Below are 19,142 nucleotides of genomic sequence, written 5' to 3' on the forward strand. Positions count from 1 at the left end.
GATTAATATTCCCGCTCTTGCACAAGACAACTGCTATGTTAAATCCGAATCTGGATGAAATCCAGTTGACCAAAGACGATTACGAACGCTACTCCCGACACTTGATTTTGCCGGAAGTGGGTTTGGAAGGACAAAAGCGCCTCAAAGCCGCTAGCGTACTATGTATAGGTACGGGTGGACTAGGTTCGCCACTACTTTTATACCTAGCCGCCGCAGGTATTGGACGCATAGGTATTGTGGATTTCGATGTTGTTGATACTTCCAATTTACAACGTCAAGTCATCCACGGTACTTCCTGGGTGGGTAAACCCAAGATTGAATCAGCGAAAGACCGTATTCACGAGATTAACCCCTATTGTCAGGTGGATCTCTACGAAACTCGCCTGAGTTCCGAAAATGCCCTGGAAATTTTCCAGCCTTACGATATCGTAGTGGATGGCACAGATAACTTCCCTACAAGATATCTAGTTAACGATGCTTGCGTACTGTTAAATAAACCCAACGTCTACGGTTCCATTTTCCGCTTTGAAGGACAAGCCACTGTATTTAATTACGAAGGCGGCCCGAATTATCGTGACCTTTACCCAGAACCACCACCACCAGGAATGGTTCCCTCTTGTGCAGAAGGTGGCGTGTTGGGAATTTTGCCGGGAATTATTGGTGTTATCCAAGCAACGGAAACTGTCAAAATTATTATGAGACAAGGTAACACCTTGAGTGGGCGCTTACTGCTATACAACGCCTTAGACATGAAATTCCGGGAGTTGAAACTGCGTCCTAATCCCATTCGCCCAGTGATTGAAAAACTGATAGACTACGAACAATTCTGTGGAATTCCACAAGCTAAGGCAGAGGAGGCCAAACAGCAGATGGAAATTCAAGAAATGACCGTTAAGGATTTGAAGGAATTGCTAGATAGTGGTGCGAAGGATTTTGTACTACTAGATGTCCGTAACCCCAATGAATACGAGATTGCAAAGATTCCTGGTTCAGTTTTAGTACCCTTACCAGAAATAGAAAACGGTGATGGCGTTGCCAAAGTCAAAGAAATATTAAACGGTCACCATTTGATAGCTCATTGTAAGATGGGCGGGCGATCGGCAAAAGCCCTGGCTATTCTCAAAGAAGCCGGAATTGTTGGCACAAATGTTAAAGGCGGAATTACCGCTTGGAGTCGGGAAATCGATCCCTCAGTTCCGGAGTATTAAATAGGACGCGGGGACACGGGGACGCGGGGACGCGGAGAGTAAAAACTTTACCACATCCCTTATTTTCCGTTTCCCTTTCTTGGGTTCCCCGCGTCTCCCATTCCCCGCGTCCCCGCGTCTTCTTATGACTACCTCAAAATCTTCTTTTAATATTTTATGGGTGCAAGTTTGGGTATTAGCTGCGGTGCAGGGGGCAATTACCTTGAGTTGGTTAATTTACAATACTTACTTGCCCCAACTTTTGACCCAGTTTGGTTTTCCTGCTTCATTTGCTATTGGTTTATTGGTGGTAGAAAATGCCTTGGGTGCAGTGTTGGAACCATTGATGGGGGGATTTTCAGACCAAACTAGACGTTGGGTAGGGACTCGATTTCCCTTTATCTCGGTAGGTGTAATTCTGGCATCAGCTTTGTTTATTGCTATACCATGTTTTGTTAGCTTAATCCCGCCTACTATGATACTGCGATCGCTACTGCCAATCACTTTAGTAGCCTGGGCATTAGCAATGACAATATTTCGCTCTCCAGCTATATGCCTGTTGGGAATGTATTCTACACCAGCCGAGTTACCATTGGCAGCCAGTATTGTCAGTTTGGCAGGAGGATTGATTGGCGCTTTTAGACCCATCGCCAACAAATATATTCTGAATTTAGGGCCAGTTTTAACCTTTGCAATTGGTTCTTTTGTATTGTTGGGTGCTGTGGCTGCGTTGCGGTTTGTTAATCCGCCAGAAACGCCGGTAGATAGACACAATGCACAGATAATAGAATTTCCCTTACAAAAATTAGCTTTGATTTTAGGGACTGGTTTTGGTGTAGCGTGGGGTATTCGATTTTTGATGGATGTTTTGGGCAAAGTCCTCAAAGCCCAATTAAACACTGATAATATCGATATGCAAATGGTGGGGATTGGAATAGCGATCGCCGTTGCCAGCATACCTGCGGGCATGTTCGCTGTTAAAATTGGCAATCGTCAAGCAATGCTTTGTGGCATTTGTGCAACTATTCCAGCGTTACTCATGATGGCATTTATCGGCGTACAAATTCCCATAATTCTCCTCGTGATTGCTGGTTTTAGTTTAATTGTTAACGGGGTAATTCCTTTTGCTTTAGCACTAGTACCCCAAAGATGGGCGGGATTGGGAATTGGTACATATTTTGGTGGATTTGCTGCGGCCATGAGTTTGTTTGGCGCTGTATTTCCCCAACCGCAAACCATAACCCCTTTTCTAGGTGCAGTTGCAGGTGCAATGGCATTTTTCCTAGCTGGTGTTTGCATTGTAGTGAGTGGCATTTCTCAAGCCCCAACTAGCGCAGAGATTTAATGCAGAGATGGGAATTGGAAACTGGGGATTAGGGATTAGTCATCTGGTGGAAATGAATGTAGAGACGTAGCATTGCTACGTCTCTACAAGGATTTCAGGTAACGCAGAATTAATTTTTGGAGATATCTATTGAGGAAGAGAATGGGGGACAAGGGGAAAGACTGGTTGCAAGTTTTCTACCTCTCTCCTAGTCGCCAGTCCCTAATCACCTACAGATTTAACTTGACTCAACAGATTTTGCAGTTTTTCTCCCTCAATAACTTCTGTTTCCAAAAGTTGAGTGGCAATTTCTTCTAGCAAGTCTCGATTCTGTTTGAGAATCTCTAGGGCTTGTTCGTGGGCAGTTTCCACGATTTCCTTGACTTCGCTATCAATGGCTTTGGCTGTGTCTTCACTCACCATCCGCCGGGGATTAGGCGCACCATTCCCCAAGAACACTGCTTGTTGTCCCTGTTGGTAAGCGAGTGGCCCTAAGACTTTACTCATACCATAGGTGGTTACCATCCGTTCTGCCAAGTCTGTTGCTCGTTGCAAATCGTTGGATGCACCTGTGGTAATGTTGCCAAATACAATCTCTTCGGCGGAACGTCCTCCCAACAGAGTGGCAATTTGACCGCGCAATTCTACTTCGTTCATCAAAAAGCGGTCTTCGGTGGGTAATTGCAAGGTGTAGCCTAAGGCAGCCATACCACGGGGGATAATGGAAATCTTTTCTACACGACCGTTTCCTGTGGTTAGTGCCCCGACCATTGCGTGACCGACTTCATGGTAAGCAACAATCTTTTTCTCGGTATCGCTCAATACACGACTTTTCTTTTCTAAACCAGCGACTACCCGCTCAATTGCTTCCGCAAAGTCTTCTTGGGCAACGGTTGGGCGTTGATTGCGGGCTGCTAATAATGCAGCTTCGTTCACCAAGTTTGCCAAATCTGCACCAGCAAAACCAGGAGTCCGAGTGGCGATCGCTTTTAAATCTACATCATCTCCTAATTTTACCTTTTGAGCGTGAATTTTGAGAATTGCTTCCCGACCAGATAAATCAGGACGGTCAACCAACACTTGACGGTCAAAGCGACCAGGACGCAGCAATGCAGGATCGAGGCTTTCGGGACGGTTGGTAGCTGCCAGCACAATTACAGTTGCATCCCCAGCCGCAAACCCATCCATCTCAGTTAGTAACTGATTCAGGGTTTGTTCGCGTTCATCGTTACCGCCGTAGAAGCCGTTACTGCTACGAGATTTACCAATAGCATCCAATTCATCAATAAATACAATACACGGAGCTTGTTTCTTTGCCTGCTCAAATAAATCTCGCACCCTGGAAGAACCCACACCTACAAATAGTTCCACAAACTCGGAACCAGAGATACTGAAGAATGGAACTCCTGCTTCCCCTGCCACAGCTTTGGCTAAAAGTGTCTTACCAGTACCAGGAGGGCCAACCAACAACACACCTTTGGGAATCCTCGCACCAATTTGCGTAAAACGTGCCGGAGTCTTGAGAAAATCTACAATTTCCACTAACTCAGTTTTCGCTTCTTCTACCCCAGCCACATCTTGGAAGGTAATTTTAGCAGATTCACCTTCAACATAAACCTTAGCTTTACTCTTGCCGATAGAAAGAACCCCTTGAGAACCACCAGCACCACGGGAAATAAAGAATTGCCAGATGCCAATAAAAATCAGTGGTGGAATCACCCAACCCAAAAGAGTTGTAAACCAAGTATTCTTCGGTGCAGGTGCAGCAGCAAATTCAACTCCTTTTTGTTCTAGGAGTTTGGGCAATTCCAAATCAAAAATTGGTGTAGTTGCAAACACCTGCCCTGGTTCGCTATTCTCTGTTTTTAATTCATAGAGAATTTGGTTTTGACCCACAGAAGCGCGGCTGACTTCCCCTTCTTGTACCTGATGAATAAATAAGCTGTAGGGAACGCCAGGAGGACGAGAAGCGAACAAACCAGGCAAAAAGAAATTTAAAAGCAGGAATAACCCTGATACTACTAGCAATACATTGGCAATAATTCTAGACCGTGGTAACTTTGGCTGTTCTTTAATTGTCATGGGTGTTATCCTTTTTAGTCATTTGTCATTTGTCATTGGGCATTGGGCATTGGGCATTGGGAAGAAACTCCAGTGGCGGGGAGCAGGGGGAAAAAAACTCTTCTCCCCTGCTCCCTGCTCCCTGCTCCCTGCTTCCCTACCTCCCCATCTCCTCATCTCCCCCAGTTTCCAGTCCCAGCCTCTTCTAGCCAATCAAAAATTTGGGCTAACTGGTCTAGGTTTATAAATCCGTATTGCCACAGGGTTATTGCTAGGAAGTTGGGAGTTTGTTGGCAATGTCGTAAGGCTAAGGAAATTGCGTTTCCAGAAATAGCCAATTCTTTTTCTAAAAAATTCACTAATTGGTTTGTGGCTTTCATCGCAATCTTAAGAAATATTAAATAAATTTATTTTTGATGGAATTTAAGAGACTTGACAAAACACAGGTTAAAAATACTTACATGCAAAGCAGTTTGCCAAAATCCATCAAAGTTTTGACCGCTGTTGTCTGAGATAAATCCAGTCTGCTATGAAGTATCTGCGTAATTGAGGCAATGTTTAAGACGAACGAACCTGACGCCAAGTCGTTCATGTTGTTTTCGTCCTCAAGAGCAATTAATTCTCCCTTTCAGCAAGCTTGGCTGAGATTTTTAATCTATGTAACTAAACTTAACAATTAAATTAATCTTTGGGAACTAAAAGTAAATACGGTTTACCGTACTTAGAGGAGGCACACACCAGAGAACACCCTGACGCTGTGCGTTAGAGTGTCATTTTTGATATCTGCGATCGCATCGCTATAAAATACTCAATTTAATTTATCTTAAAGATATTCAGCATTAAAAATGTTAGTCAGTAAAATTTATCTTACTAACATTATTATCCTCTGAATCACCATTTTTTATTCTCTGGCAATAACTATATCATTAGACTTAATAACTGCATAAGCTTCTTTTCCTACAGCTAGTTCCAATTCTTCAGCAGAAGCTCTAGTAATAATCGAGGTTAATTCTACTTTGTGGATAATTTCGATAGTTACTTCACTATTAACTGCTCCATAAACTACTCGTTTGACGACACCTTTAAGAATATTGCGAGAACTAACTTTTAATGATTTTTTGGGAATGTTACTTTCTAACTCAGGCTTTTGGGTGTAGATTTCTTCTTCTTCTTCCGGCTTACCTGTTAGTGATATTGGTGCTGAAGAGTGCTGATTAAGACTACGCACGAGTTCCCGCAAAATTTCAGTCTTAGTACGTTGGGACTGTTCGCAGAATTCTTCTAGAATCTTCCGCTCTTCTTCAGAGGTTTGAAATGTGACCCATCCTTGTTCTTTTCTTGGCATAATATTATTAATTTTGATTCTCTTGTTACGATTCTACCAAGGATTAATTCTATAGCAATTCCAAATAATTTGTGAAATATTACATGTTAGGGTTGTTCACTGTTAACCCTTGACAGTCAACACCGATATTGTTCACAACTGAAATAGGATTGCTATGGGTATCGTTTGAGTAATAACATTTTTTTTGGAGTAGTTTATCCATTTTTCAGGAAAATCGATCCATTAATCTCATACATTTAACTACATAGATATTTATTTTCTGTACGTGCAAAATAATTTGTTACTTGATAATGGATAACCATCATTACACATATACCAACAAAAATGGTAAAAAATGATGCTTAATGGTTGTCCTGCGTCTTAGTCAATGTCAACGTCAAAGGCTGTCAACTGTTAACCGTCAACTTTCAACTATCAACGTGAAATCCCATCCCAATACTTGTCGGGTTTTGGGGGAAAGGGAAAGGGGAAAAGGGAAAGAAAAAACCTTTAACCCTTACCCTTTAACCCCTTCGGGGTTCGCCAGTCGCTCATGGGGGAAACCCCCAAGACCGCGCTGGCTCACCTTTTCCCCAAACCAAATTCCAGTTTAAAATCCAAAACCCAAGCAGTATTGAATCCCATCCCTATTTTAAAGCTTGATATCTTCTCTTTTAGTAGCTTTTTAGCAGTTGCAGAGTTAATGTAGCAAAAAACTCGGCAAGCAATGTCTACGACAGGCTACGCCCATGCACGAGTACCATAGGATTATTTTATGTGAGTTGACAAAAAGGTGATGAAACACCTAAAATCCCGTTCTCAAGACCTGCGAAGTTTGTTTGAAAACAATATCACCATTGAATACGTTGCAGAACCCCTCAAAGCCATGCCAGCTGATGCAGAGGTGATAGAAGTGCTGCATTGGATGGAGGCACAAAATTTTGATGTCATCGGTGTTGAGAGGAGCCATACTATTACTGGTTATCTAGAACGTTCTAGTTTGATTCAAGGGAAATCTAGTAAATGTGGCGACTATGAACGGGTATTTCATCCCAAAGAATTAATTGCCATTTCCACCCCACTGATGAAGTTACTACCCATTTTGCAACAAACTCCCCGATTATTTGTTCTCGACTGCAATCAAGTGAGTGGAATTGTTACCTGTGGCGACTTGCAAAAAGCACCCGCACGAATGCTATTGTTTGGCTTGGTAACACTACTAGAAATGAATCTTTTGCGGTTGGTGCGGCTTTACTATCCTCAAGATTCTTGGCAAGCAGTCCTGAAAAAAGAACGCTTAGAAATTGCTCAACGGCTGTGGCGAGAAAGCCAGGAAAGAAACGAAGCTACCGATTTGTTAGATTATCTGCAATTCTGCGATAAGCGAGAGTTGGTTTTAAATCAACCAGAACTTCTCGAACACTTGGAACTCAAATCCAAGCGATTTGGCGAACGTTTCCTCAAGTCTGCTGAACAGTTGCGAAACCGACTAGCTCATGCCCAAAATTTAGTTACTGGTTCCTCTTGGACAGAGTTGATTTCTTTAGCAGAGGCAATGGAAATGCTGTTAATTCGCTGCGAAGAAGTTGAGTAATACCATTTTGGATTTTGGATTTTAGATTTTGGATTGTGAAACAGTTAGTAGTAATTGCTTTTGGCTATACATCTGTCGCAATCATTTTTCAAATTGGTATAAGGTTTATGGGACTTCCAAGTCAAAAAATATTCCATAGATTGTTGACGGTTGACTGTTAACAGTCAAGAACTTGAAGTGGAATAATTTATTTTTTGGAGTTCCCTATTGTTGGTTGTGCAACCAGATCATTAAATCTGCTGCTGTGGAGAAATCTAATAGTGCTTCACTTTTTGCTGCTGTAGGAGCGGGTTCACAGAAGATTTACATCTTCCCACAAATAATTTTGGTAAACCCGCCCCTATCCCTTAAATATTTACGGGCATATCTATTTCTGGCTTTGAGGTGAGAATGCAACCATTAAGTAATAAAAACTACAAATATTTACAAGATAAATGATTTTTAACGCGGTTTATTGAGGTAATCAGTCATTTGAGTACCTGTATACTTAGGAACCCATCCTTCTGCATTTGCAAAATAGCGTACTGCTTTAAAATTCAATAATGCACTTGGACTGCACCAATGCTCAACACCTGCGGGTATGTAGAGATAATCTTGTGCCTGAATTAAAAGCTGTACTTGACTACCATCGGGTCGCACAAAGCCATAAATCGCTTCTCCTGCTAACACGTAGATGGGTTCAACAGTGGTGTGAGTGTGGTAACGACCGTATGTTGCGATGGACTGGTGAAGACTCGGCGAACCTGGATGAATATTTAGTAAGTCAGACCACACAGTGCCATTTTCTTGCTGGATAAATTCAAAGACACTGTTATGGAGTTCTATAATATAAAATTTTTCAGACTCTGTTAAAACCTCCTGGTCTAGCAGATCGGGAAAAAGGAGCGATGTTCCTGGGTCATAGTGTCTGAGTTCAACACCAAGAGGGGCAAGTTCACGAACTATTTCACTTAAATCGCTCTCAATTGTGCCTTCATCAAGTAGGAGGTTCGCCATAATCGAAAAACTAATTAACTATTAACAAAAGTATACTCAATTGTTTATTAAAAAACCACCATTGCCGATTGACAAACCGGGGAATGGGAAGGGGGTATGGGGAGATGAGGAGACTTGTACTGAGCGGAGCAGTTGGCGCAGCCTCTCGCAGAGAAGTATGGGGAGATGAGGAGATGGGGAGGTAGGGAAGCAGGGAGCAGGGAGCAGGGAGCAGGGGAGAAGAGTTTTTTTCCCCCTGCCCCCCGCCACTGGAGTTTCTTCCCAATGCCCAATGCCCAATGCCCAATGCCCAATTCACAAAATAAATTTATCAACAGAATGATGCTCTTTGGTGCCATTAACATCTAAGCTAGTACGGGTGAACTATCTTGATTATGGAATGTCTGACTTAATTCTGTTTTGGCATCGTCGTGATTTACGTATTTCTGATAATACGGGATTGGCTGCGGCACGGCGGCAGAGTCCGAAAGTTGTTGGTGTATTTTGCCTCGATCCGCTGATTCTAGAACGAGATGATGTTGCCCCGGTGAGGGTAACTTATATGATTGGCTGTTTGCAGAAATTACAACAGCGATATGCTGAAGTTGGTAGCGAGTTGTTGATACTTCATGGTAATCCCGTAGAAAAGATACCAGCTTTAGCACAGGCGTTATCAGCGACAGGGGTTTTTTGGAATTGGGATGTAGAACCTTATTCTCAAGAACGCGATCGCACTATTATAAATACCCTCAAAGAAAAAAGTATTCAGTTTCTTAGCCAAAACTGGGATCAAATTCTCCACTCCCCAGAAGAAATACGGTCGGGTAGTAATCAACCTTATACGGTTTATACTCCCTTTTGGAAAAATTGGATTAGTAAATCTAAGAGTGAACCAGTAGAAACTCTGGAAAACGCACAGGGGTTAACGGAAACTGAACAGGAAATTGCAAAACAAGCAGGAGTGGGAGCCTTACCTTCTGCAAAAGATTTAGGATTTATTTGGGATGGAGGATTGATTCTTTCACCAGGAGAAGCGGCGGCGCAAGCACGGCTAGAGGAATTTACGACTAAAGCTATTACTCAATACCAAGAACAGCGCAATTTTCCCGCAGTTGACGGAACATCGCAACTGAGTGCAGCTTTGAAATTTGGCGTTATTGGCATTCGCACTGTTTGGCAAGCCACAACCCAAGCACTAGAAAATAGTCGCAGTGAAGAAACTACAGCCGCTATCCGCACATGGCAACAGGAACTAGCTTGGCGGGAGTTTTATCAACACGCAATGTATAACTTCCCCGAATTGGCTGATGGTGCTTTCCGCAACACCTTTAAGAACTTTCCTTGGGAAACTAACGAAGAACATTTCCAAGCTTGGTGTGAAGGAAGAACTGGCTACCCCATTGTGGATGCTGCAATGCGCCAGCTGAATGAAAGTGGCTGGATGCACAACCGTTGTCGAATGATTGTAGCTAGTTTTCTCACCAAAGATTTGCTCATTAATCCCCAACTGGGAGAAAAATATTTCATGCAGAAACTGATTGATGGTGATTTATCTGCTAATAATGGTGGTTGGCAATGGAGTGCTTCCAGTGGAATGGATCCAAAACCTGTGCGAATTTTCAACCCAGCCAGTCAAACACAAAAATTCGATCCAGAGGCAGAGTATATTCGCCAATGGGTGAGAGAATTGCGGTCTATGGATACACAATATTTAGTTAGTGGTAAGATTCCACCTTTAGAACGCCATGCTGCTGGCTATCCAGAACCAATCGTAGATCATAAAATACAACAACAGCAGTTTAAACAGCGCTATCAACAACAAAAAACCGCCAGTAGTGTCCAGTAAATGGAGTTGCGAACGCCAAAACCTTGAGGCGTTCTCGCAAAGTAGCGGTAGAATTGTCTGTTATCGGCAATTCAGCGGATATTATACTATCCTATAATTCACTGAGAAGCCGACTTGACAAAGATGGTAGGCTTTGGTTTTGGATGCTTCACCGCAAATGCCCTGATACTTTAATGTGGCTTGTTAATAAATTCCGCAAAAACACCGTTACTTAATTTGTATTTCCGATCAAAACTGAGAGCATCCAGTTGATTAGGGTTTATTTATGACCAGCCCTGTAACGACGGTTATCCAGGTCAATTTGAAGATGGCTCTGGAAGTAGCTCAAGAATTAGAGCAAGCTCCATACACCAAACTCGGTGCTTATTGTTTAGAAATTTTGCGAGAAATCGGCTTTGCTGGTACTGAACTCCCAGATAACTTGCGGACTCGCGATCAACAGCTCAATTTCATTACTGGCTTTGCGTCTTATGCTTTTGGGGAGGTACAAAATGTCCAAAGCATTAATTGAAGATATCTTTAATGATTCAGAAGAGGAACAAGAAATTACTTTTCCTGCCACAGATCGAGATTTGTTAATTTTAACAGAAAAATTTTTAGGGTTTGAAATTCCCTCAAAGATTTTCTTGCAAGCTATAGCCATCGCTGCTTACGATTGTGCATCGGCTTTTCGCTATGTTGATAATTATTTGGCTATCCTCAAGAATAAGAATAAGCGTAAGCATAAAAAATTACTTACGTTCAAGGCTGTGACTAGTTTTGAAAATAATTAAATCGTTTTTTGACAAATTCATACGATTTTGATTTGAAATTTTTGATTGTGTTCGGGCGTGCATCTTCTAGAAAACTAGTTATTCAGCAGATTTTTGGTAATTCCATTTATTGCGATCGTAAATTGAAATCGCTATAACTAAAACCCAATCAGGTTTAAATTAAGATAATTTGCATCACCAATGATTTATTATAGAGACGTTGGATAACAGCGTCTCTACATACATTTGTTTTAATAATTGGGAACTTAAAACAATTCAGAGTTATCCAAGACAAATTTCTTCATACTTTTTGCCAGCGATATCCCAAGTGAATTGTGTTTCTACTAGTTGTCTGGCATTTTGGGACAATTGCCATCGCAATTGTGGATTCTCGAATAATTGACTAATGGCGCTGACGTATTCCCCTGGTTGATTGGCGCGTAATGCACGTAATGATTCGCTAGTATCGTCTACAGCTAATCCTTCTAAACCGCGATCGCTTCCCACTACTGGTACACCAGCTGCCATTGCTTCTAAGGTTTTATTTTTAATACCAAATCCAGTCCGCATCGATACAACGCAAATGGTTGCTTTGTGTAAATATTCTACCATTGAAGGTACTCGCCCAGTAACATTAATTCCTGGTTTTTTAGCAAGTGCTAAAACTTCTGGTACAGGGTGAGAACCGACTATATCAAAAGTTGTATCTGGATATTTTTTTTGAATTTCTGGCAATACTTCATTGCTGAAAAAGCACACAGCATCAACATTTGCTAAATAATCCATTGCACCAATAAAAATTAAATGATGCCCACCTGGATCGCTTGTACGATAAGGAAAAGAAACTAAATCTACGCCATTGGGGATAACTGTAATTTTACTATTGCGATTAAATTCTTGTATTTGCAGTTTATCTTCTGCGGTTGTCACCACAATTTCCGAAAATTTAGCACAGTAATTTTGTTCGTAACGACGTAAAAGCGGCAGATTAATTTTGTCTCTCATTGTATTTTGAGAAATACCAATCGCTAGTTGTTTGCGACAGGTAGCATAAACAGAACTATGAACATTAACTATAGTTTTTACTTGTTTCTGAAAATGTGGCTGCACATAAATTTCATTGACGCTGTGTTCGCAAGTAATCACATCACATTTTCCTGCTTCTACCCAGTTGTTAACCCAGGTTTGCATCTCCAATGAATAGTGGTTGAGTACGCTGGGCGGTGTCCCGTGTAATAAAAATTTACTAAATCGTTGTAACTTTTTTAACATTTTAGTTGTAGTCGCAGGTTCTTGCGGGCGATCGAAAACAACTAATTGATTTACACAATCACGTAATCCTACTAATTCCGCATCAGTAACGCCGTGTTCTCGTTGAGTAACGAGGGTAACATTATGACGTGTAGCTAAGTACTTAAGTAAATAAAATGTCCTGACTTGAGTTCCTCCCCTAGTGGGTGGGTAAGGAAAGGTGCAAGATACCATTAAGATGTTCATACAAGTAATGCATCAAATGTGATACATACACCATGACTGATTCATGCTTGTATGTCATCACAAGTATCCCTTAATATATTATTTGTAAAATTTTCATAAATTAAAGCAAACAAAAAGCTAATTACCCATTAATAGACCGTAATGGTAAATTTACTGTATAGTTTCATCTAAACTGTTGTTTTTACAGTCAAGTGTAAGTAAGTATGTAAGTGTCACTGACAATGTACTGAGCGAACAAACTAGTCTATAAGTTAAGTAGGATTTAGCAAAATGAAATCATTTGGTATTTATACGCTCGCCAATGATACTGTATACGACCAATTAGTTGCTTTGCTAAACAGCATTGAGGCAAATGTTGGAGTAGATATTCCAGTTTGCGTGATTCCCTATAACCAGCAATTAGACATGGTTAAGGAGGAAATCAAGTCTAGAAAAAATGTCACACTTTTTGAAGATTGGGAAGCAATTCATCGCTGGGATAATTTCATCAACGACCTTTGGGACGCTCATCCCAGAGCAAATGATTCTAAATTCAATCGTCCTGGATGGTACAAAGGTTTTGTACACCGAAAGTTTGCTGCTTTTAATGGCGAATTTGAAAAATTTGTGTTTTATGATGCTGATAGTTTAGCCATGAAACCAATTGATGACATTTTTGCAAAACTGGATAATTACGATTTAATATTTAACGATTGGGAACATGCTAAACCCAGAGAGAAAACACAATTAAATCTAGAAGTACTTGAAAAAGTAACACAGCAAACAGAAACCCAATTGCGGGCAAAAATTCATTGTGATAGCTTTTTTGGTTCTAAGCGGCTACTTTTTGGTGGCGAAGATTTAGATATCATTAAACAAAGATGGATTGAAAAACGTGAATTTGAATGGATTCGTCCAGGTTCTTGGTGGTCTAGTTCTGGCATATTTGTTTATATAACTTTATACGGCGATCGCTCAATATTTAACTTTACCCTCAGTCCAAATCCTGAAGATAGAACAGGTAACTGTGCTAATGCTGACCGATTCGTAAATATTAATAATGTTCTTTATAATCAAGATGGTTTAAAACCAATTCATCGCATTCACTACATGAGTTATTCTGCCATTGACTTTACTCGTTTATGTCAAGGAGAAGATGTGAATATCGATTATAGAGATGAGTTTTTATATTATCGATTTCTCAAAGAACCAGAACTAAAACCAAAAGAATTAAAAGTTCCTGGCGTCATGTCACAAATGAATCGTTTTTTGAAAAAATCACAAAAGAAACTTAAGAGAATGATTTCTTAAGGGAACTCAAAAAAATAAATTGTTCCGATTTAGGTCGTTGACTGTTGACTGTAAACCGTTAACGTTCAACAGTCAACAGTTAACAATCTTTTATGGAATATTTTTTTACTTGTAAGTAGGGTCTGCTGAATAGGTTTGAAAGTCTTATATTGTGTGCTTTTTAGGTTTTTCAGTCGCTCTCAAGCGCAAGAAAATAAAGCTATAAGGCTTAAAAACCTTGCATTGCTTATTTGTTGGACTCTAAAAAATGGAAAACAATCAGGATAAAACTGTTCCCTATTCCCTATTCCCTATTCCCTATTCCCTACCACCACCAAAGGACTTTTTCAGCAAGCCCTAAGTACTTAAAAACTTAACCCAAAACAACGCGATCGCGTCCTTGTCTTTTAGCATGATAAAGTGCTTTTTCCGCAGCATTAACTAAATTAGCAGGTTCAGTTTCAACTGCGGGAATAATACTAGCTACGCCTAAACTCACAGTCAAAACAGGAGCAGGTAAACCACCAATGCTAGGATATTCACACTGAATTGCTAAAGCTTTTACTTCCTCTCGAATAGATTCGGCGATGTACATTGCAGCAGCAACATCTATTTTGGCGAGAATCACAAATTCTTCACCACCATAACGAGCTACCAATACCTCCCTGTTGTCATCTCTCATATCTGCTTTTGGGAAGGTTGCGGAAGAATTAGTCGAAGGATAAGCAATTTTTGTGGAAAATGAAAAACTACTAGTACCTAGTAAGAATTTTACACAATTACAGATAGTATTAGCAATTGCTCGTAAACAGCGATCTCCTGCGGGAACGCCATAAGTTTTATTATAAATTTTGAAATAATCAATATCACATAAAATTAGTGATATTGGGTTAGACTGATTAACAGAGTTTTGCCATTCAATTTGTAGGGAAGTTTGAAAATAACGCCGATTTACTAATTGAGTTAGTTCATCTAAATTAGAAAGTACAACTAATGGTTGATTTGCTCGGTGAAAATGTTCAACAAAATTATGATGAAATCGCTCGTTATGTTTGAAATGCCCGCGAAAATATAAACGATATAATTCACATGTGGGAGTACAGCGATCGCCTTCTAAATTAATTAGTCCCATGCCCTGTAATTTATATGCCAATGCTGGCTCTAATTTCACATAATTTTTAGCATCAATTACTTCATAAAAAGCGGTTGCTAAATCTGGTTCATCCCGTAATGCTAATATATATTGCTTTAAATACTCATGATAAATTCCTGATTCTGTAGGTGCTTGTTGCAATAGCTGTTTTAAATTGCCTTGTAATCCTCCTTTACCCACAAGATGATATAAAGCCAATCGTATTAAGTAGGGATGTCCTCCCAGCATTGCCATTAAACTGTCAGCGTCTTTACCATCTGTCCAATCCAAACCGTGACGTTGCGCTAAATCTTGAACTTGTTCTTTAGTAAAAAAAGTCAATTTTATCAGCAAACCAATATTAAATGGCGATTGTGTCAGTTTAATGGGAACGAGAATTTCTGTAGAATAAACCAGAATCAAGCGGAGTTTTTGCCAAATTTCAACTGCTTTAGCTTGTTCGTGCCAAGAACGCACTAATGATAAAAATTCTCCAGCAATTTCCTGAGAATCAAACACCCAATCAGCTTCATTCAACACCAAAACCACAGGAGTTGCCAACGCAGGCAACAAATAATATTGGAAATAGATAGAGCAGCTGACTTTGCTACCCATTTCTTCATCCCAATAATCATTGAGTTTTGTTTCTAGCTGTAATTCCCGACTGACATTGGCACAAAACCAGCGCAAAAATTTATCTAAGTTGGCAAATACTGTTTTGTCTGCTTGCTGGAAATCTAAACTCACCGTGTGGAAGTTTTGCTTTTTAGCCCATGCAAGTAAGCGGAGAACTAAAGAGCTTTTACCCATTTTTTTGGGTGCTTTGATGCAGATAACACTTCCTGGTTGAGCTATTTCTGCATAGGCGAGTTCCTCAATGGGTGGGCGAGAAATGTAGAATCTGGAATTGAGGGATACAGGGCCACTGGGAAATTCCAAAGATACAGCTATGGCAGCTTGGTTAAATTCCCTGATTAATTGCTGATGTACTTTACCAAGACAATGATTTTCTAGAGTGTGGCGGAAATTAAATTCATTTATCGATTCTTTGTAAAAATTACTGAGAATTTGCCATAAATCAGTAGCAACTTTCCTGACCCGTTCTTCAGGATAATTGTTTTCAATTGCTATATTGATGTCGGTTTTTCCTTCCCAGGCAGAACGCAATATAATTTCTTGGAGTGTTGTTAAACCGGTAGCTTGGCTGGCTTTTAATAAGAGTACTACTTCATCTATGGTCATTATTGATTGACTCTAATTAAGCATAAAATTGTCTCGCAGAATTTTTGTTGGCAAGTGGATTTAGCTTATGGTGTGTGCGTAAGAGCTAGCTGTTTACCAGAACTTACAAATAAGCTTGGATAATTTTTGGAATCTCAGATTTTTGATATGATTCGATCATAGAATTTTTTTGGCAAAGTATTTGAGTGGGATGAATTTGGTAAGGCGATGCGGAGACTGGGGACGCACAAGGATATTACTGAACACGAGGCGATCGCTATTTAACAATACCAAATATCAGAACAACTCCCAAAAGAAATTGCCCAACGCCAGTCTCTCTAAACCCAAGTCATGGAAAAATCCCAACAACTAGAAATTAGCCTGCAAAACTACAATCTACATAAACATAAGCTATTAGACTTATTAATTGCACAGTCACTTATCAGGTTCTTTGACTGTTGACGGTTAACAGCCAACAGTTAATATGAAAAGATGTACTAGTTAAGGGACTTCCAAGTAAAAAAATATTCCATAGAAGACTGTTGACTGTTGACTGTTAACTGTGAACCGTCAACAGTCAACGCATTATTACCTAACCAACTACATTATATTATGTCCGCATAATTAGTTATGATTCCCACAGTATTGCACCCCAAAGAGCCAAAGCTACGCTTTGTCTCCCCTCCCCGCCTGCGGGGAGGGGATTAAGGGGTGGGGTTTTTCGGGTTTAATAAGTAATCAAGCGGACATGATATTAGACCTCTTGCAATCAATTGCTTTTTGGACTCTTGTGGTCAAAGGAATACATCTTTATTGGGGAAAGAGAAAATACCAAACCTTTCCCCCTTTCCCCTTTCCCCTTTCCCTTTTCCCAACTTATGCAAGAAGTCTATTCCCTACTCCCATTCCCAATTAAAATCTATGACTTCAAGCATTCCTAGCAAACCGCGAAAGTTACCTACCCAAGCAATGGGAGCGAAAATATTTCATTGGTGTAACATCATTAGTTTGTTTCTCATGCTCACCAGTGGACTACAAATATACAACGCCAACCCTGTTTTTGGTGGACGTGCAGGCTTACATATTCCACTAATATTTACCTTGGGAGGTTGGCTTGCAGGAGGTAGACATTGGCATTTTGCAGCAATGTGGCTATTTTCGTTAAATCTTTTGTGGTATGGAATTTATATTTTAATAACTCGACGTTGGCGACATCGATTTGTAGGAACTAACGACCTCAAAGCATTACAAAAAACTCAAAATTCCCAGCGACTCATTTATGCTTGGCATCGGATTGCATATACAGCAATTATTCCTATTTTGCTGCTGGCAATATTTACAGGAATAGGAATGTATAAGCCTGCTCAATTTCATTGGATTGTAGATTTTTTTGGTAGTTGGCAAGCATTACGAATCGTTCACTTTACTTCAGTACCAATGGTTATTTTCTTTGCAGTAATTCACTATTTATTAGGACGCAAAGCAGGGGGTTCTGAACTTACAGAGTCAATGTTCTGGTAAGGGAAGCAGGGGGTGTTGACTGATGACTGATGACTGATGACTTACAGCAATTTTCAGGTAAATAGACCACGCAGTAGGGGCGCAAAGCCTTGCATCGGTACAATGATTCCATTTGAAAATGTGTATTCCATTGAATTGAAAACCGCCATAGGAATTTATTGTTCTCCTCCCTGCTCTCTGTATCACCCATCTTCCCATCTCTACTTAAGACACTTTTAAGTGTGTCAAAATATTAAATTTAATGGAAGATTTCATAGATCCACAGGGGTGTACGCTACCTAGATGGGAATGCGTTAACAAAGGACTAAATCAATGGGATATGTAATTGCAACTGCAAATATGAAAGGTGGTGTTGGTAAAACCACCCTTACTGTCAACTTAGCTACCTGTTTGGCTAAAAATCATGGCAAGCGGGTGCTTGTTCTTGATTTGGACAGCCAAATTAGCGCTACGCTGAGTCTGATGTCACCATTAGATTTTGCTAAGCGTCGCAAACAAAGTAAGACATTTAGATATCTCATAGACGAGGTTATCAATCCAGAACCACAAGCAAAGCTGACAATTCAAGATATCATTCAATCCACTGTTTGTAATCTTCCTGGATTAGATTTATTACCAGGAGATATCGATTTGTATGATGAATTTGTTGTATCAGAAATGCTGCATCAACAAGCAACTGCTTTGGGGGAACAAGACTTTGAAAGTATTTGGAATCGCTTTGAAAGAGTTTTGATCAACAACATTTTAAAACCTGTACGGCAAGCATATGATTTTATCCTTCTCGATTGTGCCCCTGGTTATAATCTCTTGACTCGCAGCGCTTTAGCCGCGAGCGATTTCTACATACTTCCTGCTAAACCAGAACCTTTGTCTGTAGTAGGTATTCAACTACTAGAAAGACGAATTGCTCAATTAAAAGATAGTCACGGCAATGAAACTAAGATAGATATAAAAATGCTAGGAATTGTTTTTAGTATGTCTAGTGCTAATCTGCTGACTGGTAGATACTATAAACAAGTAATGCACCGTGTTGTGGAAGATTTTGGTGTTGAAAAAATTTGTAAGGTACAAATACCAGTTGATGTGAATGTTGCTAAGGCTGTTGATAGTTTTATGCCAGCCGTACTAAATGCTCCTCAATCACCTGGTTCAAAAGCATTTTCTCAATTAGCTCAGGAGTTGTTACAAAAATTATAGTTTTAGTTAATCATTCATCAACAACAAAATTCCCTAATCATATCAGGTTCCCTTGATTACTTATGAAACCTGAAAAACCCCAAACAGCCAAAGCTACGCTTTGTCTCCCCTCCCCAAAGCATCGGCTACGGTGTACACACAAGTCAAATTACCCCCCTTGCAAAGGGCTACGGTGTACACACAAGTACTATCTGTAAGGGTTTCAAGCCGTAAAGACCATTTTAACTGTCATTACGAGCGAA

The 19,142-nt window shown here is 40.3% G+C and carries 15 protein-coding genes; 9 read left to right on the forward strand and 6 right to left on the reverse strand.

Annotated elements, in window-relative coordinates; all coding sequences use genetic code 11:
* Positions 1–35 precede the first annotated feature (35 nt).
* Both moeB and GNE10_RS07115 read left to right on the forward strand, forming a co-directional pair.
* Complete coding sequence (gene moeB, locus GNE10_RS07110) at positions 36–1,208, forward strand: molybdopterin-synthase adenylyltransferase MoeB (protein WP_185564257.1); 1,173 nt, start codon at positions 36–38, stop codon at positions 1,206–1,208.
* Positions 1,209–1,332: 124 nt separating this feature from the next.
* Positions 1,333–2,532: an MFS transporter gene (locus GNE10_RS07115; protein ID WP_185564258.1), complete on the forward strand. Its 1,200-nt coding sequence runs from the start codon at positions 1,333–1,335 to the stop codon at positions 2,530–2,532.
* A gap of 201 nt (positions 2,533–2,733) precedes the next feature.
* Here the strand turns inward: GNE10_RS07115 and ftsH4 are convergent, their stop codons facing one another.
* The 3 genes from ftsH4 to GNE10_RS07130 form a co-directional block, all read right to left on the reverse strand.
* Positions 2,734–4,593, reverse strand: coding sequence for an ATP-dependent zinc metalloprotease FtsH4 (gene ftsH4, locus GNE10_RS07120; protein ID WP_185564259.1), 1,860 nt, complete (start codon positions 4,591–4,593; stop codon positions 2,734–2,736).
* A gap of 152 nt (positions 4,594–4,745) precedes the next feature.
* Positions 4,746–4,952, reverse strand: coding sequence for a DUF2949 domain-containing protein (locus GNE10_RS07125; RefSeq protein ID WP_185564260.1), 207 nt, complete (start codon positions 4,950–4,952; stop codon positions 4,746–4,748).
* 521 nt (positions 4,953–5,473) lie between these two features.
* On the reverse strand, positions 5,474–5,917 hold the full coding sequence (locus GNE10_RS07130) for a molybdopterin-binding protein (RefSeq protein ID WP_185564261.1): 444 nt from the start codon (positions 5,915–5,917) through the stop codon (positions 5,474–5,476).
* 775 nt (positions 5,918–6,692) lie between these two features.
* Between GNE10_RS07130 and GNE10_RS07135 the strand changes: the two genes are divergently transcribed.
* On the forward strand, positions 6,693–7,490 hold the full coding sequence (locus GNE10_RS07135) for a hypothetical protein (RefSeq protein ID WP_185564262.1): 798 nt from the start codon (positions 6,693–6,695) through the stop codon (positions 7,488–7,490).
* A gap of 441 nt (positions 7,491–7,931) precedes the next feature.
* On the opposite strand, the gene GNE10_RS07140 is transcribed toward GNE10_RS07135, so the two are convergent.
* Complete coding sequence (locus tag GNE10_RS07140) at positions 7,932–8,486, reverse strand: acireductone dioxygenase (RefSeq protein WP_185564263.1); 555 nt, start codon at positions 8,484–8,486, stop codon at positions 7,932–7,934.
* A gap of 379 nt (positions 8,487–8,865) precedes the next feature.
* Here GNE10_RS07140 and GNE10_RS07145 point away from each other — a divergent pair, with 379 nt between their 5' ends.
* From GNE10_RS07145 to GNE10_RS07155, 3 genes are all read left to right on the forward strand, one after another.
* Positions 8,866–10,311: a deoxyribodipyrimidine photo-lyase, 8-HDF type gene (locus tag GNE10_RS07145; protein ID WP_185564269.1), complete on the forward strand. Its 1,446-nt coding sequence runs from the start codon at positions 8,866–8,868 to the stop codon at positions 10,309–10,311.
* A gap of 265 nt (positions 10,312–10,576) precedes the next feature.
* The gene (locus GNE10_RS07150) at positions 10,577–10,822 is read left to right on the forward strand and encodes a hypothetical protein (protein WP_185564264.1); all 246 of its coding nucleotides are present in this window, start codon (positions 10,577–10,579) and stop codon (positions 10,820–10,822) included.
* Positions 10,803–11,084, forward strand: a complete 282-nt coding sequence (locus GNE10_RS07155) for a hypothetical protein (protein ID WP_099071014.1) — start codon at positions 10,803–10,805, stop codon at positions 11,082–11,084. The genes GNE10_RS07150 and GNE10_RS07155 overlap by 20 nt, the downstream gene beginning before the upstream one ends.
* 261 nt (positions 11,085–11,345) lie before the next feature.
* On the opposite strand, the gene GNE10_RS07160 is transcribed toward GNE10_RS07155, so the two are convergent.
* Complete coding sequence (locus tag GNE10_RS07160) at positions 11,346–12,560, reverse strand: glycosyltransferase family 4 protein (RefSeq protein ID WP_185564265.1); 1,215 nt, start codon at positions 12,558–12,560, stop codon at positions 11,346–11,348.
* A 270-nt stretch (positions 12,561–12,830) separates the two neighbouring features.
* Here GNE10_RS07160 and GNE10_RS07165 point away from each other — a divergent pair, with 270 nt between their 5' ends.
* Positions 12,831–13,850, forward strand: a complete 1,020-nt coding sequence (locus GNE10_RS07165; protein ID WP_185564266.1) for an Npun_R2821/Npun_R2822 family protein — start codon at positions 12,831–12,833, stop codon at positions 13,848–13,850.
* 352 nt (positions 13,851–14,202) lie between these two features.
* Here GNE10_RS07165 and GNE10_RS07170 read toward each other — a convergent pair whose 3' ends face one another.
* Complete coding sequence (locus GNE10_RS07170) at positions 14,203–16,203, reverse strand: AAA-like domain-containing protein (protein WP_185564267.1); 2,001 nt, start codon at positions 16,201–16,203, stop codon at positions 14,203–14,205.
* A 900-nt stretch (positions 16,204–17,103) separates the two neighbouring features.
* On the opposite strand from GNE10_RS07170, the gene GNE10_RS07175 reads away from it, so the two are divergent.
* Both GNE10_RS07175 and GNE10_RS07180 read left to right on the forward strand, forming a co-directional pair.
* Positions 17,104–17,703, forward strand: a complete 600-nt coding sequence (locus tag GNE10_RS07175; RefSeq protein ID WP_185564268.1) for a cytochrome b/b6 domain-containing protein — start codon at positions 17,104–17,106, stop codon at positions 17,701–17,703.
* Between the two features lie 312 nt (positions 17,704–18,015).
* Complete coding sequence (locus GNE10_RS07180) at positions 18,016–18,900, forward strand: ParA family protein (protein WP_099071009.1); 885 nt, start codon at positions 18,016–18,018, stop codon at positions 18,898–18,900.
* Positions 18,901–19,142: the final 242 nt, after the last annotated feature.

It is taken from the genome of Nostoc sp. 2RC (assembly GCF_014222165.1).
Classification (GTDB): Bacteria; Cyanobacteriota; Cyanobacteriia; order Cyanobacteriales; family Nostocaceae; genus Nostoc; species Nostoc linckia.

Coding starts and splice junctions, on each gene's coding strand:
- GNE10_RS07165 (WP_185564266.1), top strand. CDS start 12,831: ATGAAATCATTTGGTATTTATACGCTCGCCAATGATACTGTATACGAC.
- GNE10_RS07115 (WP_185564258.1), top strand. CDS start 1,333: ATGACTACCTCAAAATCTTCTTTTAATATTTTATGGGTGCAAGTTTGG.
- GNE10_RS07160 (WP_185564265.1), bottom strand. CDS start 12,560: ATGAACATCTTAATGGTATCTTGCACCTTTCCTTACCCACCCACTAGG.
- GNE10_RS07150 (WP_185564264.1), top strand. CDS start 10,577: ATGACCAGCCCTGTAACGACGGTTATCCAGGTCAATTTGAAGATGGCT.
- GNE10_RS07135 (WP_185564262.1), top strand. CDS start 6,693: ATGAAACACCTAAAATCCCGTTCTCAAGACCTGCGAAGTTTGTTTGAA.
- GNE10_RS07140 (WP_185564263.1), bottom strand. CDS start 8,486: ATGGCGAACCTCCTACTTGATGAAGGCACAATTGAGAGCGATTTAAGT.
- moeB (WP_185564257.1), top strand. CDS start 36: ATGTTAAATCCGAATCTGGATGAAATCCAGTTGACCAAAGACGATTAC.
- GNE10_RS07180 (WP_099071009.1), top strand. CDS start 18,016: ATGGGATATGTAATTGCAACTGCAAATATGAAAGGTGGTGTTGGTAAA.
- GNE10_RS07145 (WP_185564269.1), top strand. CDS start 8,866: ATGTCTGACTTAATTCTGTTTTGGCATCGTCGTGATTTACGTATTTCT.
- GNE10_RS07130 (WP_185564261.1), bottom strand. CDS start 5,917: ATGCCAAGAAAAGAACAAGGATGGGTCACATTTCAAACCTCTGAAGAA.
- ftsH4 (WP_185564259.1), bottom strand. CDS start 4,593: ATGACAATTAAAGAACAGCCAAAGTTACCACGGTCTAGAATTATTGCC.
- GNE10_RS07170 (WP_185564267.1), bottom strand. CDS start 16,203: ATGACCATAGATGAAGTAGTACTCTTATTAAAAGCCAGCCAAGCTACC.
- GNE10_RS07175 (WP_185564268.1), top strand. CDS start 17,104: ATGACTTCAAGCATTCCTAGCAAACCGCGAAAGTTACCTACCCAAGCA.
- GNE10_RS07125 (WP_185564260.1), bottom strand. CDS start 4,952: ATGAAAGCCACAAACCAATTAGTGAATTTTTTAGAAAAAGAATTGGCT.
- GNE10_RS07155 (WP_099071014.1), top strand. CDS start 10,803: ATGTCCAAAGCATTAATTGAAGATATCTTTAATGATTCAGAAGAGGAA.